At 72.4% G+C, this 15,916-nt stretch carries 13 protein-coding genes and 1 pseudogene; 7 read left to right on the forward strand and 7 right to left on the reverse strand.

What is annotated here, in order from left to right:
• Positions 1-20 precede the first annotated feature (20 nt).
• Positions 21-566 carry a GNAT family N-acetyltransferase gene (locus tag J7462_RS19380; protein ID WP_208565135.1) on the reverse strand — a complete coding sequence of 182 codons (546 nt, stop codon included), beginning with the start codon at positions 564-566 and terminating at the stop codon, positions 21-23.
• 192 nt (positions 567-758) lie between these two features.
• Here J7462_RS19380 and J7462_RS19385 point away from each other — a divergent pair, with 192 nt between their 5' ends.
• Positions 759-1,304 carry a DoxX family protein gene (locus tag J7462_RS19385; RefSeq protein ID WP_219465343.1) on the forward strand — a complete coding sequence of 182 codons (546 nt, stop codon included), beginning with the start codon at positions 759-761 and terminating at the stop codon, positions 1,302-1,304.
• A gap of 204 nt (positions 1,305-1,508) precedes the next feature.
• Positions 1,509-2,948, forward strand: coding sequence for a glycosyltransferase 87 family protein (locus J7462_RS19390; protein ID WP_219465345.1), 1,440 nt, complete (start codon positions 1,509-1,511; stop codon positions 2,946-2,948).
• Between the two features lie 66 nt (positions 2,949-3,014).
• On the opposite strand, the gene J7462_RS19395 is transcribed toward J7462_RS19390, so the two are convergent.
• The 4 genes from J7462_RS19395 to moaC form a co-directional block, all read right to left on the reverse strand.
• On the reverse strand, positions 3,015-3,446 hold the full coding sequence (locus tag J7462_RS19395) for a molybdenum cofactor biosynthesis protein MoaE (RefSeq protein ID WP_219465347.1): 432 nt from the start codon (positions 3,444-3,446) through the stop codon (positions 3,015-3,017).
• Positions 3,443-4,702 (reverse strand): molybdopterin molybdotransferase MoeA, encoded by a 1,260-nt coding sequence (locus J7462_RS19400; protein WP_208565138.1) that lies wholly within the window; start codon positions 4,700-4,702, stop codon positions 3,443-3,445. Before J7462_RS19400 ends, J7462_RS19395 begins: the two co-directional genes overlap by 4 nt.
• A 78-nt stretch (positions 4,703-4,780) precedes the next feature.
• A complete protein-coding gene (locus tag J7462_RS19405; protein ID WP_219465348.1) occupies positions 4,781-5,251 on the reverse strand; it encodes a molybdenum cofactor biosynthesis protein B in 471 nt (156 codons plus the stop codon).
• On the reverse strand, positions 5,248-5,739 hold the full coding sequence (moaC, locus tag J7462_RS19410) for a cyclic pyranopterin monophosphate synthase MoaC (protein ID WP_208565140.1): 492 nt from the start codon (positions 5,737-5,739) through the stop codon (positions 5,248-5,250). Before moaC ends, J7462_RS19405 begins: the two co-directional genes overlap by 4 nt.
• Positions 5,740-6,437: 698 nt before the next feature.
• Here moaC and J7462_RS19415 point away from each other — a divergent pair.
• From J7462_RS19415 to J7462_RS19435, 5 genes and pseudogenes are all read left to right on the forward strand, one after another.
• The gene (locus J7462_RS19415) at positions 6,438-8,966 is read left to right on the forward strand and encodes a bifunctional diguanylate cyclase/phosphodiesterase (RefSeq protein ID WP_219465350.1); all 2,529 of its coding nucleotides are present in this window, start codon (positions 6,438-6,440) and stop codon (positions 8,964-8,966) included.
• A pseudogene (locus tag J7462_RS19420) lies at positions 8,963-10,297 on the forward strand (glycosyltransferase 87 family protein); the annotation flags it as partial. The gene J7462_RS19415 and the pseudogene J7462_RS19420, both read left to right, overlap by 4 nt.
• 69 nt (positions 10,298-10,366) lie before the next feature.
• Entirely contained in the window at positions 10,367-10,999 is a 633-nt protein-coding gene (locus tag J7462_RS19425; protein ID WP_219470483.1) for a phosphoribosyltransferase, read from the forward strand.
• Between the two features lie 29 nt (positions 11,000-11,028).
• On the forward strand, positions 11,029-11,457 hold the full coding sequence (locus J7462_RS19430) for a zf-TFIIB domain-containing protein (protein WP_219465352.1): 429 nt from the start codon (positions 11,029-11,031) through the stop codon (positions 11,455-11,457).
• A gap of 134 nt (positions 11,458-11,591) precedes the next feature.
• Positions 11,592-12,275 (forward strand): maleylpyruvate isomerase N-terminal domain-containing protein, encoded by a 684-nt coding sequence (locus J7462_RS19435; RefSeq protein ID WP_219465354.1) that lies wholly within the window; start codon positions 11,592-11,594, stop codon positions 12,273-12,275.
• Between the two features lie 25 nt (positions 12,276-12,300).
• Here J7462_RS19435 and J7462_RS19440 read toward each other — a convergent pair whose 3' ends face one another.
• Together J7462_RS19440 and dnaB are read right to left on the reverse strand one after the other, a co-directional pair.
• Positions 12,301-13,230 (reverse strand): hypothetical protein, encoded by a 930-nt coding sequence (locus J7462_RS19440; RefSeq protein WP_219465356.1) that lies wholly within the window; start codon positions 13,228-13,230, stop codon positions 12,301-12,303.
• Positions 13,227-15,563, reverse strand: coding sequence for a replicative DNA helicase (dnaB, locus tag J7462_RS19445; RefSeq protein WP_219465358.1), 2,337 nt, complete (start codon positions 15,561-15,563; stop codon positions 13,227-13,229). The genes J7462_RS19440 and dnaB overlap by 4 nt, the downstream gene beginning before the upstream one ends.
• Positions 15,564-15,916: the final 353 nt, after the last annotated feature.

Here is a 15,916-nt window from a genome sequence, read left to right on the forward strand (position 1 = left end):
GGCCGGCACCGGCCACGGGGTCAGACCCGGGACCAGGGGGGTGGGAAGACCACCTCGCCGCGCGGGGGTGGTGGCGCGTCGCTGGTCTCCGGCGGCAGCACCAGCGCCTGCCACGGCTCTCCCAGCCCCGACCAGGGGCTGACCAGCCCCATCCGGTCGGCCCGGGTGAAGCCGAACCGCCGGTAGTACGCCGGGTCGCCGAGGACCACCACCAGCCGCTCGCCCAGCTCGGTGGCGGCCTCCAGCGCGGCCTGCACCACCGCCGTGCCGTGCCCGACCCGTTGCCGGTGCGGGGCCACCGCCACCGGCCCGAGTACCAGCGCCGGGGCGCGTTCCCGGTCGGCCTCGACCCGGACCCGGGTGAGCAGCGCGTACCCGACCACCTCGCCGCCGTACTCGGCGACCATCGCCAGTTCCGGCAGCCACGCCGCACTGCCGCGCAGCTCGTCGACGAGCGCGACCTCACCGGGGGTGGTGCGGTCGGGGCGGGCGAAGGCGGCAGCCAGCACCCGACGGATCGGGCCGGCGTCGGCCGGGCCCTCGGGACGCAACCGCAGGGTCGTCACCGGCGCGACGTTACCGGTCGTGGCAGGTCCATCAGCGACGGTCGCCCAGTTCGGCGTGGCGTGTCATCGCGCCGACCGGCACGGCGCGGTCCCGGGAGCAGCGGCGCGACCCGCTTCGGGCGACGGCACGCAGAGCGCTCCGGATCGGCCGTTGCCCGGATAGCAGGGGTCCAAACGGGGTATGACTGAGCAATGAAACCCGTGCGCTCCCTCGCCCGTGTCATGTTGAGCGGCATCTTCGTGGTCAGCGGCGCCCGCAACTTCCAACACCCCCAGCGGCTCGTGACGGCTGCCCGGCCGGTCACCGACCGGGTCGCTCCGCTGATCCAGCGGGCCGCGCCGCAGCTCCCCACGGACCCCGAGACGCTGATCCGCGCCAACGCCGCCGTGCAGCTCGCCGCCGGCCTGATGCTGGCCACCGGGAAGTTCACCCGGCCGGCCGCACTGGTCCTGGCCGGCACCCTGGTGCCCACCACCGCCGCCGGTCACCCGTTCTGGGACAACGACGATCCGACGACGCGGAGCAACAACCAGGTGCACTTCCTGAAGAACCTCGGGCTCTTCGGTGGTCTGCTGCTCGCCGCAGCCGACACCGAGGGCAGGCCGGGCCTGCGCTGGCGGGCCGGTCACCGCATCGGCCACTCTCGACGGTCGGTCGGTCGTGCGGTGCGCACCGCCCGGCGGGAGGCCCGGATCGCCGTCCGGTCGGCCGCCGCCGCCCGCCGGCTTCCCGGCTGACCTGCATCGATTCGGCCACCACCCCCCGTAAGGCCGCGAATTACCTGAACCACCCGACACCCGTTAACGCGGTGGAAATGTCAAAAACTGGTGTGGGATCGGACACGGTCGGATAACGCGGGAGGCAGCAACGTGAGGCGCCGTTCTAGGCTCCCTACCGGACCTGGACGGGTAGGACGACCTTGGTATGGGGGTGGCCACGCCATGCCGACGACCGTCGGTAGACGGGCGGACCGCCTCGCCCCAGTCCGTCGCGCAACGCGTGGGATCGATCGTAGGACAGTCGTACGGGTCGGCATCGTGGCCGCCGTCGCCTATGCCGCATGGCTCGCCATCGGTGCTTTCGGGCGGCCGTACAACTTCTTCGACATGAAGATCTACCACGGCGCGGTGGTGTGGTGGGCGAGCGGGCACGAGTTGTACGAGTTCATCGCGCCCACCACCACGCTGGGTTTCACCTACCCGCCCTTCGCCGCGCTGGCCATGCTGCCGATGGCGATGCTGCCGATCGAGGCGGCCGGCTGGATCAACGCGGCCGGCAGCATCGCCGCGCTGGCGGTGATCCTCGCCGCGCTGCTGCGCCCGATCGTCGACCGGCTCGGCTGGCCGCTCTGGTACTCCGTGGCCATCGCCACCCCGATGGCCACCGCCCTCGAACCGGTCCGGGAGACCCTGGGGTACGGGCAGGTCAACCTGCTCCTGTTCGCGTTGATCATGGCGGACCTGGTGGGTCTGCGCTGGCGTTCCCGGCGGGGCACCCACGGACGCGGCACCGACGGCCCGTTCCTGCGGCTGCTCTACAGCGGGTCCTGGGCGGGCATGGGCATCGGCCTGGCCACCGCCGTCAAGCTCACCCCGGCGCTGTTCATCGTCTACCTGCTGGTCACCCGGCAGTGGCGGGTCGCCGCCACCGCCGTCGGCACCATCATCGGCGTCACCCTGGGCAGCTTCGCGCTGGTCGGCACCGAGTCGCGGGCCTACTTCGGCGGGGTGCTGTGGCAGACCGAGCGGGTCGGGGCCGCCGACATGACGCCCAACCAGTCGCTGGCCGGCCTGCTGGCCCGGCTCTACGACTCGATCGAGACGCCCGGTCTGCTCTGGTTGGCGTTCTCGGTGCTGATCCTGGCCGTCGGGTTGTCCCGGGCCGCCAACGCCCGCGCCGACGGCGACGAGCTGACCGCGTTCACCCTGGTCGGGCTGACCGCCAACGTGATCAGCCCGATCTCCTGGTCGCACCACCTGGTCTGGGTCATCCCGGCGATCGTCGTGCTCGCCGACGCCGCCGTACGCCGCCGTGAGGCGAGTCGGGGGCTGTCGGTGCGTACCGGCCCGCAGTCGTTCGGCGGGCCACCCGGGGTGAGTGGGCTGCGCCCGCCGATCTGGTACCCGACGCTGACCGGGTTGCGGCACGGGGTCGCGGCGCTCGGGTTGTACCTGCTCTTCGTGATCTCGCCGATCTGGCCGTACGAGCACAAGCTGCCCGAGGTGTCCCACTACCAGAACGGCCTGTTCGGCGCGCTTATGGAGAACTCGCTCGCGTTGGCGCTGATCGTGCTGGTCGCCGCCCTGCCGTGGCGGCCCGGTGCCGAGCCCGCTTTCTATCCCGACCGGTCGGCCCGTGTCACCACGGCCGGTCGCCGCTGACCCCGCCCGGCCCGCGCCACCACGGTCGGCCGACCCTGGCCGGCCCGGTGGGGCACGACGCCACGGTCAGGGGCAGTTGACCCACTCCTCGGTGCCGTCGGCGAAGACCTGCCGTTTCCAGATCGGCAGCCGCGCCTTCACCTCGTCGACCAGCCGGGCGCAGGCCGCGAAGGCCGCCGCCCGGTGTGCCGTGCTGACCGCCGCCACCAGCGCCACGTCCCCGATGTCGAGCCGACCGATGCGGTGCGACACGGCCACCGCGTAGACGTCGGGGTCGGCGGCGATCTCGGCGGCCACCGCGCGCAGCGTATCGACGGCGCTCGGGTGGCCCTCGTACTCCAGCAGGGTGACCGGTCGGCCGTGGTCGTGGTCGCGGACCACGCCCTGGAAGGAGACGACCGCGCCGGCCCGGCGGTCGGCGACCGCCGCCTCGTGCGCGGCCAGGTCCAGCGGCTGGTCGGTGACCGCGAGCAGGGCCGTGGTGGGGTCGGCCGTCACCACGTGCGCTCCCCGGGCAGCAACGGCAGCGGTACGACGGGCACCCGGGCCCCGACCTCGCCGGAGGTGCCCGGCCGGATCACCGCGAACCCGTCCGCGCCGGCCAGCCCTCGCAGCATCGCCGAGCCGACGTGCCGGACCGGGTGGGCGGTGCCGGCGGCCCGGTCCAGCCGGACCAGGGCCAGGTGGGTGTAGTCGCCCCGGCCGGGCACCGGCCCGGCGAGGGTGGCGTACGGCAGTGCCGGCAGCACCCGGCCCTGGAGCCCGGCGAGCAGCGGCGCGACCAGCGACACCAGGGCGACGATCGCGGACTGCGGATTGCCGGGCAACCCGGCCACGAAACGGACCCGTCCGTCGTCGTCGACCAGCCGGGCCAGCAGCATCGGGAAGCCGGGCCGGACGGCGACGGTGTTGACCACGTGGTCGGCGCCGAGCGCCTCCAACGTGGGGTGCAGGTGGTCGACCGGGCCGTGCATGGTGCCGCCGGTGGTGCAGACCAGGTCGGCCACGGCCAGCGCCCCGCGCAGGGCGGCCACGTGGGCGGGCAGGGTGTCCGCCACCGGACCGACCACGTCGGAGGGCCGCACCTGGCAGCCGTAGCGGCGCAACCAGGACGGCACGGCGGGACCGAGCGCGTCGCGGACCCGGCCCGACCCGGGCGGGCCGGCGGTGAGCAGTTCGTCGCCGAAGACGAGCAGCGCGGCCCGGGGCTGACGGCGGACCCGGAGCTGGTCGTGCCCGCAGGAGGCGGCCAGCCCGATCAGCGCGGGGTCGACCGGGGTGCCGGCCGGCAGCAGCTCCTCACCGGCCACCGCCTCCTCGCCCGGCTCCCGCCACTCCGGGTTCGGGCGCGGCGTGCCGGTCACCCGCCCGTCCGGGGTACGACCCGAGTCCTCGATGCGCAGGATGGCGGTTGTTCCGGCGGGGACCATCGCACCGGTGGCGATCTCGACGGTGGTGCCGTCGGCGGTCAACCCGGCCGGGGTGTGCCCGGCGAGTACCCGCCCCACGACGTCCCACGGGCCGGTGCCGCGCACCGCCCAGCCGTCGACGCTGGAGGTGGGGAAGGCCGGCAGGTCGGTCCGGGTGGTCAACGGTTCGGCCAGGGTGTGCCCGTCGGCGTCGGCCAGCGCCCGGTTGACGGCGGGCAGGGCGGCGGCCAGGCCGACCGCGTAGACCCGGGAGCGGGCCTCCTCCCATCCGGCCGGCGGCGGCGCGGCGACCTGGGCCGCGGTGGCGGCGGTTTCCGTGCTCACCGGGGGCCTCCGTTCGGACGGGACGCGGGGCTCCGCGTTCACCCCCGCGAGCCTATCGCCGCCGGGGCGGCCGTGCGGTCAGTGGTCGCCGCCGCGCAACTGGTCGACCGCGTGGGCGAGGATCGGGCCCAGCACGGCCAGACCGTCCTTCGCACCGCCCCGCGAGCCGGGCAGGTTGACCACCAGCATCCGGCCCAGCACCCCGGCCAACCCCCGGGACAGCGCCGAGGTGGGCACCCGGTCCCGGCTGTACGCGCGGATCGCCTCGGCGATGCCGGGGATCTCATGGTCGAGCAGCGCCCGGGTCACCTCCGGGGTCCGGTCGGTGGGGGTGATGCCGGTGCCGCCGCTGGTCAGCACCACGTCGATCCCGTCGGTGTGGGCGGCGCGCAGTGCCTCGCCGACCGGTTCACCGTCGGGCACCACCACCGGTTCGTCGACCTGGCAGCCCAGCTCGCGCAGGCCGGTGACGAGCAGCGGGCCGCTGGTGTCGGCGTACACCCCGGCGGCGGCCCGGTTGGACGCCACGATCACCCGGGCCCGGATCACGGCCGGTCCTGGGGGCGGACCCACTCGCCGGTCTTGCCGCCGGTCTTGCGCAGCACCCGGACGGCGTCCACGGTGGCGGCCGGGTCGACCGCCTTGACCATGTCGATCAGGGCCAGCCCGGCGACGGCGACCGCGGTCAGCGCCTCCATCTCCACCCCGGTCCGGTCGGCGGTGCGGGCGGTGGCGGTGATCTCGACGGTGTCGTCGGTGAGGCGCAGGTCGACGTCGACGCCGTGCAGGGCGATCGGGTGGCAGAGCGGGATCAGGTCGGGGGTGCGTTTGGCGCCCATGATGCCGGCGAGCCGGCCGACGGCCAGCGCGTCACCCTTGGGCAGCCCGTCGCGGCGCAGCAGGTCCACCACCTCGGCGGTGGTGTGCAGCCGGCCGGCGGCCACGGCGACCCGGCCGGACACCGGCTTGGCGGAGACGTCGACCATGCGGGCCGCGCCCGCGGCGTCGACGTGGCTGAGCTGCGCGGGATCGGTCACGTCCGCGAGCCTAGCGGCCGGGTCCGACCGGGGGGTACGTCCCATTCACCCCGGGCGGTGGGGATCAAGCGGGTCGACGCCGTACGGGATGATTCGTGATCGATAGTTCACCGTCGATTTCATCGGTCGCCACTAATACGTTCTCGGGTCGGCGGGAGAGCGGGAAACGTCATCGCCCGAGAGATCGGACACCTCGTCGTCACGGACGAGAAACCCAACGTCGCGTCGCGACCGCGAATCGCCACCGGGCCACTTCGTCGGCACTGGCACCAGCGCGCCCACACGACTACGCTGCGTTCCGCAATCGGGTGATCCGTCGCACTCACCCGCCGGTCACCGCACAGTTGCTCCAACCAGCGACCCTCACCCGATGTCGCAAACCCCGCCGCTGCACCATTATCTAGCGTTAACGAGAACGGTCGGGAGCACTCAGCACTCCGTTTCCCCGTGGAAACGGAAAGTCACCAACCTGCACTCAATTCTCACCTATCGCTCATAGTTACATTTATACCTCCAAAATCGTCCTAACCGCCCTTAGGCTGTCCCCTGTCAGATCCCGACCGGAAGGTCGGACACGGCGACCAGGGGAGGCGAAAGCGATGTCCGCACACGAGTGGCTCTGAACGATTGTGGTGGCGGCGTGACCCCACGTAGCCTTGGCCTCTGCTCAGCGACACGGAGTGGTTGTCGAGGACACGATGGCACGACCGGACGAAGGCAAGACGGAGGCCGAGCGGCAGCTGACGCTGCACGTCGGCCTCGTCTGCGTGGTGGCCACCGCAGCAGCGGCCGTCGCCCTGTACCAACTGGCCCACCTGCACCTCACCGGCGGCGACCTCACCCGATCCATCGCCCTGGCCTTCATGGCCGCACTCGGCGTCCGGATCAACTGGCGAATTCGAATTCGGGCAACGGTCCACGCAATATCGTGGAGCGAGACCGCGATCGTCCTCGGCCTGGCCGTCGCCCCCGCACCCCTGGTCGTGCTGACCACCGGCACGGGCGTCGCGATCGCCCTGCTCTCCATGAAGCCCTCACCCCTCAAGACCGCCTTCGGCATCGCCAAGAGCATGCTGCTGGCGGCCGGCGGTGGCATCGCCCTGCACACCCTCGGCTGGTCACCACAGGACACCGACCTCCGACACGTCATCGGCATGATCGGGCTCGCCTACCTCGTCGCGGTCGTCCTCGACGAACTGCTCACCCTGCCGGTCATCGCGATGGCCACCGGCACCGCGCTGCGCAGACTGTTCTGGGACGACCTCGGGCTCCGCCTGACCAGCGTGCTGGCCCGGTTCGTCCTCATCGCCGTCACCCTGGTCATCCTCCAGGCCGACCCCCGGCTCCTGCTGGCCGTGCCGCCCCTGGTGCTCAGCCTCCACCTGCTCTACTCCAACCAGGTCAAGTCCCGCACGGAGCAGCAGGCATGGCAGCGCCTCGCCCGCACCACCGACGCGCTCAACGTGGTCGACCTGGACAAGGTCCTCACCACCGCCGTCACCCAGGCCACCGAGCTCTTCTCCGCCGACGAGGTCGAGATCGAGCTGCGCGACGCCGGCCGCACCGTACGGGGGGCCAGCGGCACCATCACCTACGACGGCCCCGCCGGCACCCCCAGCGACATCGAGGGCACCGTCCTGCCCGCCCGGCTCGAAGGCCACGACCGGACGGCCGACGTCGGGATGCTCCGACTCCGGTTCCGTGGCCCGGTACGCCTCAACGAACGCGAGCAGTACACCCTGCGCACCTTCGCCTCCGCCCTGTGCACCGCCGTCCGCAACGCCCAGGCGTACGCCGAACTGGCCCGGGTCGCCGCCGAACACGCCCACGCCGCCAGCCACGACGCGCTCACCGGCCTGGCCAACCGCCGGCAACTGCTCGACCGGGGCACCGAGCAGCTCGGCACCCGGCACGCCGAGGGGGTGACCGCCCTCGTCCTGATCGACCTCAACCACTTCAAGGAGGTCAACGACACCCTCGGCCACGCCGCCGGTGACCAGGTGCTGATGCAGGTCGCCGACCGGCTGCGCGCCGCCGCCCGCGACGAGGACCTGGTCGCCCGCCTCGGCGGGGACGAGTTCGCCGTGCTGATGCGCAACCTGCCCGCCCCCGCCATCGCCGCCCACCGGGCCGAGACCCTGCTCGGTGCCCTGCACGAACCGCTCGACGTGGACGGCATGCGGATCAGCGTGGAGGCCAGCGGCGGCATCGCGGCGGCCCCCGCCACCGGCGGCATGCCGGAGCTGCTGCGCCGCGCCGACGTCGCCATGTACCAGGCCAAACGGGCCGGCCAGCGGATCGCCACGTACGCCCCGACCCGGGACACCGCCGACCTGCGCCGGCTCACCCTCGGCGGTGAACTGCCCCGCGCGGTGGCCGACCACGAGTTCACCGTCAACTTCCAACCGCTCGTCGACCTCGGCACCGGCGAGGTGACCGGAGCCGAGGCCCTCGCCCGCTGGCACCACCCCCGGCACGGGGTGATCGACCCGCTGCGCTTCATCGAGGCGGTGGAACGCTCCGGCATGCTCCCCGCGTTCGCCGAGGCCATCCTCGACCAGGCACTCGTCGCCGCCGTCACCTGGCGTACGGCCGGCTTCGACCTCCCGGTCTCGGTCAACGTCTCCCCCCGCAGCCTGCTCGACGCCCGATTCCCCAGCGCGGTGCTGGCCCGCCTCCAGGCCCACGACTTCCCCCCCGACCGGTTGGTCCTGGAGCTGACCGAGACGCTCACCCTCAGCCAACTCGACGTGGTCGACCGGGTGCTGAGCCGGCTGCGCGACTCCGGCATCCGGCTCGCCCTGGACGACTTCGGCACCGGTTACTCCTCCCTCTCCCTGCTCTCCCGCATCCCGGTCCACGAGCTGAAGATCGACCGCAGCTTCGTCACCGCGATGGAGAGTTCCGCAGAGGCGGCGGCCGTCATCCGCTCCACCCTCGACCTCGGCCGCAGCCTCGACCTCGCGGTCGTCGCCGAGGGCGTGGAGAGCGAACCGCAACGCCGCGCCCTGTGGTCACTCGGCTGCGCCGCCGGCCAGGGGCACCTGTTCGCCCGCCCACTGCCGGCCGGCGCGCTCCTCGCCGCCCTCCAACGCGGCTCCGGCGGCCGGCCCGGCACCCTCGCCACCCCGCTGCACGACACCGGCGCGGTCATCCGCCTCAGCACCCCCGGCCGCCGCCAGCCCGCCCGGAACCGCGCGACCGGTCTGCCACACTTGCCGGCGTGACCGTCGCCGACCGCGCCGCCCGCCGCTGGCGGACCGTCGACACCGCAGCCGACGGACTCGCCCTCGACCTCGGCCTCTACACCGTCTCCGCAGCCTTTGCCGCCGTCACCGCCGCCACCTCCACCCTGGCACCGCACCGGGCCTGGGGGAGCGTCGCCGCCGTCGGCTACCTCGCCGCGACCCTCCTGGTCGCCGCCCAGGTCCTGCTGCGACGCCACCGCCCCGGGCTGGCCGGCACCACCGCCCGCGCGATCGTCACCGGCCTCGCCTGGGTCGGCACCGCCCTGCTCCCGCTGCTCGTGCAGGCCGGGCAGCGGGCCGCCGGGCGGACCGACCGGGCCCAGGAGGAGGTGGTGGTCGTCGAACAGGCCGGCATCCGGCTCGCCGAGCACGGCACCCCCTACCTCGGGCCGGACGCCATCGCCGCGTTGCCCGCCGACGAACGGCTGCTCGGCTACACCCCGTACCAGCCGGGGATGGCGTTGTTCGGGCTGCCCCGGGCCGCCGCCGACGCCTGGTGGACCGACTCCCGCGTCTGGTTCGCGCTGGTCACCGCCGCCGCACTGGCGCTTGCCGTGGTCGCCCTGCGACGGTCCGCCAGACCCGGCGGAGGCTGGGCCGGCGGAGGCTGGGCCGGCGGAGGCTGGGCCGGCGGAGGCTGGGCCGGCGGAGGCTGGGCCGGCGGAGGCTGGGCCGGCGGAGGCTGGGCCGGGGCGGCGGCGGTGCTGCGCGGCGTGCAGGCGGCGACCGTCCTGCCGATCTGCGCGCTCACCCTGGCCACCGGCGGCGACGACCTGCCCGTACTCGCGCTCTGCCTGCTGGCCCTGGCCCTCGCCGCCGCCGGACGGCCCGGCGGGGCCGGAGTGGCGGTCGGGCTGGCCGGCGCATTGAAACTCTTCGCCTGGCCGGTCGCGCTGGTCCTGATCTTCTGGGGGACCACCCGGCGGGCCGGGCTGCGGGTCGCCGTCGGTGCGCTCGGCCTACCCGCCCTCGCCCTGCTCCCCGCCCTGCTGGTCGACCGGGACGCGCTGGTGGAGAACGTGTTCCGCTTCCCGCTGGGCCACGGCCAGGTCACCAGCCCCGCCCAGTCCCCCTTCCCCGGCCACCTGATCGCCACCGCCCTGCCCGGTGGTCGGCTCGTCGCCGCCGCGCTGCTCGTCGCCGCCGGTGCCGCCATCGCCGTCCGGCTCGTCCGCCGCCCACCGCGCAGCGCCGCCACCACCACGCTGATCTGCGGGTACGGCCTGCTCGCCGCCATCCTGCTGATGCCCACCACCCGCTTCGGCTACCTGCTCTACCCCATCGCCCTGCTGAGCTGGGCACCCGCCCTGACCACCCACCGGACCCCGGTTCCGCCGAGTCCCCGGCACGCCCCGCCCCCAGGGCGTAAACCTGAGCACATGAGCAGCTACCACGATCGGGACGACGCCGGTCGGCAACTCGCCGCACGACTCACCGCACTGGCCGGTCGACCCGACGTCGTCGTGCTGGGCCTGGTCCGCGGCGGGGTGCCGGTCGCCAGGGTGGTCGCCGACCAGCTCGGCGTACCGCTCGACGTGCTGGTGGTCCGCAAGCTCGGCCTGCCCTGGGCCCCCGAGGTGGCCTTCGGCGCGCTCGGCCCCGGTGGCGTGCGGGTCCTTAACGACCAGGTCGCCGCCCAACTCGATCCGACCGACAGCGCCGACGTGCAACGCCGCGAGCAGGCCGAACTCGACCGCCGGGAGGCCCGCTACCGGTCCGGTCGCCCACCGCTGGACCTGACCGGACGCACCGCCCTGATCGTCGACGACGGCCTGGCCACCGGTGCGACCGCCCGCGCCGCCGTACAGGTCGCCCGGCGACTCGGTGCCCACCGGGTCGTCGTCGCCGTGCCGGTCGGCGCGCAGCAGGCGTACGAGATGCTCACCGCCGAAGCGGACGAGGTGGTCTGCGCCCGGCGGCCCGCCGACTTCGGCGCGGTCAGTGCCTACTACGACGACTTCCACGAGGTCGACGACGACGAGGTGACCGGGGCGCTGATCGCCACCGCCTGAATGCTGCGCCGACCGGGTACCGTCGAGCGATGCAGCTCACCTGTCCCAAGTGTCGCGGAGAAATGCGCCAGTACGAGCGCAGCGGAGTCGTCATCGACCAGTGCGGCGAGTGCCGGGGGATCTTCCTGGACCGTGGCGAACTCGAAAAGCTGTTCGAGGCCGAGGCGAACTGGAACCAGCAGCGCGGTGCGCCCGCGCCCGGTCAGCCGGGGCCCGTCCCCGGTCAGCAGCACGTCCAGACGCCCGGCGGATACCCACCGCCGCCTCCGCCGCCACCCGCCCCGAGCCACCAGCCGGGTTACGGTGCCGTGCCGCCGCCCCCGCCCCCGCCGGGTTACCCGCCGCAGCCCGCGTACGGCACCCACGGTGGTTACGGTCACCCGCAGCAGCACCACGGCTACCACGGCCACTACAAGCGCAAGAAGCACAAGGGTTTCCTCGACGAAATGTTCGGCTGAGCGATCCCGTCGACGACCGGGCCGGGACCTTCCGTGCCCGGCCCGGTCCCGCCGGGCGGCACTGCCGGGTGGCCACGGTAGGTGGCCCGTCAACCGCCGTGCCGGGGCACGCCGCTCGTGCGACGCTGCACGGCATGACGTTCGTCCGGCAGCACACCGCGTTGGCGCAGGTCTACGACGGGATCACCCGGGTGGTCACCGACCTCGACGACGCGGCGCTGCAACGATCCACCCGGTGTCGCGGCTGGGTCGTCGCCGACCTGCTCTTCCACCTGCTCGGCGACGCCCAACGCGCCCTGGTCACCCTGGCCAGCCCCGCCGACGGGCCGGCAGACACCGACGACGTCAGCTACTGGCGGTCCTTCCCGGCGGGTGACGACCCCGACGCCGCAGCCCGGCACGCGTGGTGGGTCCGCCGCTCGGCCGCCGCCTTCGACCGGCCCACCGGTGTGGTCCGGATCTGGGCGGACACCGCACCGGCTGCCGTCCGCGCGGCGGGTGCCGCCGACCCGCAGGGACACGTCACCACCCAGGGGCACGTGCTGCGGGTGCCCGACTTCCTGGCCACGCTGACCACCGAGGCCGTCGTACACCACCTCGATCTGGTGCACCACCTGCCCGAGGGGCCGCCGCCCGGTCCGCTGGCCGTCGAGGTCGCGGTCACCACCATGGACGGCCTGCTCAGCGACGACGCCGTCCGGCCCGCCGACTGGGACGACCTGACCTACCTGGGCAAGGCCACCGGTCGGGAGCCGTTGACCGACCGGGACCGGGTGGCGCTGGGCGAGGCGGCCGGCTGGTTCCCGCTGCTCGGCTGATCTCGACGGGCACGGAACTGATGTGCTACCGCTGGCGGACGATCATCTGTGCGGCAATCTCCGCCTTCCGGGCCAGCGCCGGTTCGGCATTGAGGTAGAGGAGGGAGGCTATCCTCTCGGCCGGCCCACAGGTGGTTCCGACAGTGCAGATACTCTTGTGTGGACGCACCGACAGACCACTGATGCCGCTACTTTCGAGGAAAGAAACGAATGCGGTCATGACATGTCGTCTTCCGACCACTCTGAACTGAGCAAAGGTTCGACCGCTCGGGGCTGCCCTCTTGTAGATCCCCAGCGAGCCGTCACCATCGACGACACCACGCCAGAAGTCGCGCGAGACGACCAACCGCTCGTCGATGGAATCATCGTATCTGCCCAATTCGATGAGCCGGTCCGCCAAGCTCCGCGAACGCACGGAGAACTGACACGATCCTTGGGTCGGATTTGTTTGGGAGATGCTGTTACCACAGCCCAGATAATCCCGCAGCGCGACCAACTGGCCTCGGTCTCGCTCAGCCAGCCCTATCGATATCTGCGGCAGGTGACCTGGCCGGTAGCTGACACATCCGTCAGCGAACAGGAACCCGATCCAGTAGCAGGCATCAGGCGTCAGACTGTCGAAGGCATCATGCCGCAAACCCTCCGAGACTGATGGGATATTGATTCCTCGGCGGGAGATCAGGCCGCGAACAGACGGAACCGTGACGCTGAACTCGGTGGCGATCTGCCCGAGGCTCACTCCGTTGAGAAATCGATTTATCACTTCCTCCCGCTGCGCATCCGTCAGCTTCCCGGTCCGACGCGCAGGTACGCCACAACGACGGAGCATCCCTCGGATCGCCCGCCTTGTCACCCCGTAACGCAGGGCGATACTCGTGATGCTCTCCCCGCTCTCCGCACGTACGACCACGTCTCGTCGCCGCTCACCGGCGAGTTGCCTCCCGGCCTCGGTCATCCGATAGCCATATCGACGAATCGAGAGAGATGAAGCTGGGCCGCGACCGTTATACTATCGGTCGGACCATTCCTGTGCTTGGCGATTATGAAATCCGCCTCTCCGGCGCGCGGCGACTCCTTGTCGTAGTAGTCGTCGCGGTGCAACAGGATGACGACGTCAGCATCTTGTTCGATCGAGCCAGATTCGCGCAAATCGGACAATTGGGGTCGCTTGTCGGTGCGTTGCTCGGGGCCACGGTTGAGCTGGCTGACCGCGATCACCGGGCACTCGACCTCCTTGGCCAGCAGCTTGAGGCCACGGGACAGGTCCGCGACCTCCTGCTGACGGCTCTCGGTGCGCTTCGGTGAGGTCATCAGCTGGAGATAATCGACGACGATCATCTTGAGATCGTGCTTCTGCTTGAGCCGCCGCGCCTTCGCCCGGATCTCCATCAGGTTCATGCTCGGCGTGTCGTCCACGAACAGCGGCGCCTCGCTGATCTCACCCATGCAGCGGGCCAGCTTGGTCCAGTCGTCGTCGGAGAGCTGCCCGCTGCGCAGCACGTGCAGCGGGACCCGCGCCTCGGCCGAGAGCAGCCGCATGACGATCTCGACCTTGCTCATTTCCAGCGAGAAGATGGCGGCGGCCTGGTTGGCCCGGATCGCCGCGTTGCGGGCGAAGTCCATGCTGGCCGTGCTGTTGTGGGTGGGGATCATCGACCGGCCGGCCAGGTAGAGATGGTCCGGGTTGTCGACGGTCACGCACCGCACCGGCACGCTGGCCACCGGCCGCACGTCCACCACGTACCGGACACCCGGGTCGGTGCGTGGGCGGACGGCCTCGGCGGACGCCCTGGGCTCGCGGCGGAAGACGGCGTCCTGGGTGGCGAAGGCGACCGTGTACGTCGTCCCGGTCCGACCGGGTGCCGGCCGCTCGGTGACCGTGCAGCGGTACCCGAGACCCACCACGAGTTCCCGTACGTCACCGGTCAGCCGACGCGAGGTCGAGGTGTACCGGAGGTCGCCGGTCGGGGTGAGGGTGCCGGCGGTGTCCATCAACCCGGCGAGCAGCGCCCGACGTTGCGCCTCGGAGCCGCGCAGGTAGTCCCGGGGGATGTGCTTGTCCGCGAGGACGCCGATCTCCCGCAGCGTCGCCAGGAAGGACCCGGCGAGATGACCCGGGTCGGCCCGGCCGTCGCCGAGCCAGCCACCCAGGCCGTACGGGGGGATGGGCACCGCCCGCTCGGGCAGTTGCAGGGGGGCGCAGGTGGCGACGGCGTGGCGGGGGCTTCCCTCCGGGCCGGTACGCAGCGTCGCCGCGATCTGCGCCGTGGTGAGTACGCCGTCGCCGGCCTCGGCGGGGCCCTGAGCTGAGTCTGCCGGTATGCCGCCCGCCGGCGCGAGGGCCCACCTCCGGGTGCTGGTCTGCCACAGGTGCTCGGCGTCGGCGACGATCACGCTGCCGTCGGAGAACTCGACCTCGTAGCAGGGACGCCCGTGCATCACGGCGAACGCGGCGGTGACCGTGGTCGGCGTACCGTCGGCGGCGAGCAACCGGTCGCCGACCTCGACCTCACCCATCGTGGTCCAGCCGTCGGGGGTGGGCAGCGGCGTGTCCAGGGCGAGCGCCTTGCCGAGACCGGGCCGGCCGGCCACGATGATGAGCTGCCCCGGGTGCAGGCCGTTGAGCAGCCGGTCCAGGTCGGTGAAGCCGGTCGGCACCCCGGTCATCACGCCGCCCTGCGCGCCGACCGCCTCGATCTCGTCGAGGGTGGGCTGGAGCATGTCGGCGAGGATCGCGAAGTCCTCGCTGACCCGCCGTTCGGTGATCTCGTAGACCGCCTGCTGGGCCAGGTCGACGACGTCGTCGACGTCGCGGCTGCCCCCGGCGGCGGTGCCGTAGCCGAGCTGCACGATCCGGGTGCCCGCCTCGACCAGCCGGCGCAGCACCGCGCGTTCGCCGACGATCCGGGCGTAGTAGGAGGCGTTCGCCGCTGTCGGGACGGCCGCCATGCAGGTGTGCAGGTAGGGGGCGCCGCCGACCCGGGCGAGGTCCCCCGAGTCGGCGAGGGCCGCCGCGACGGTGATGCCGTCGGCCGGCTCACCGCGCCCGTAGATGTCGAGGATCGCGTCGAAGATGGTGGCGTGGACGGGCCGGTAGAAGTCGGTCGACTTGAGGATCTCGACGACGTCGGCGATCGCGTCCTTGGAGAGCAGCATGCCGCCGAGGACGCACTGCTCGGCGGCCACGTCCTGGGGTGGGGTCTTGTCGAACTGTCCGTCGCGGGGCGGCGGGGCGGACGACTGCCCCGCTGCCCGGGGCTCCGCCCGCATGTCGTCGGTGACCGACACGGTTCCCCCTCCACAGCGTCGAGCTGGCCCCAGCGGTACGCCGGTGGTGTGCCACCTGCCGGTCGGGTCGATCGGGGGGCCATCGCGCGACCGGTCGGTGCCCCACGATACGGACCCCGAGGTCAGACCCTCAACCGGCGCGGTGGATGAGCCTCGGGACAACCTGTGGACGCGAGTGGACAACCATGTGCGCAGCGTGTGCACAGCCTGTGGAAAACTGTGGAGGAAATCCGGGCCCCACGGCTCTGACCTGCTGTTTCTTTGTCCCCACCCTGTGGACGAATAATTTCTGGTAAGGCTCTTGGGTCGGTCTTCCCGTACTATCTCTGCGAAACGGCTACACCTGGACAGCG

Source organism: Micromonospora sp. RL09-050-HVF-A (genome assembly GCF_019374995.1).
Classification (GTDB): domain Bacteria; phylum Actinomycetota; class Actinomycetes; order Mycobacteriales; family Micromonosporaceae; genus Micromonospora; species Micromonospora antibiotica.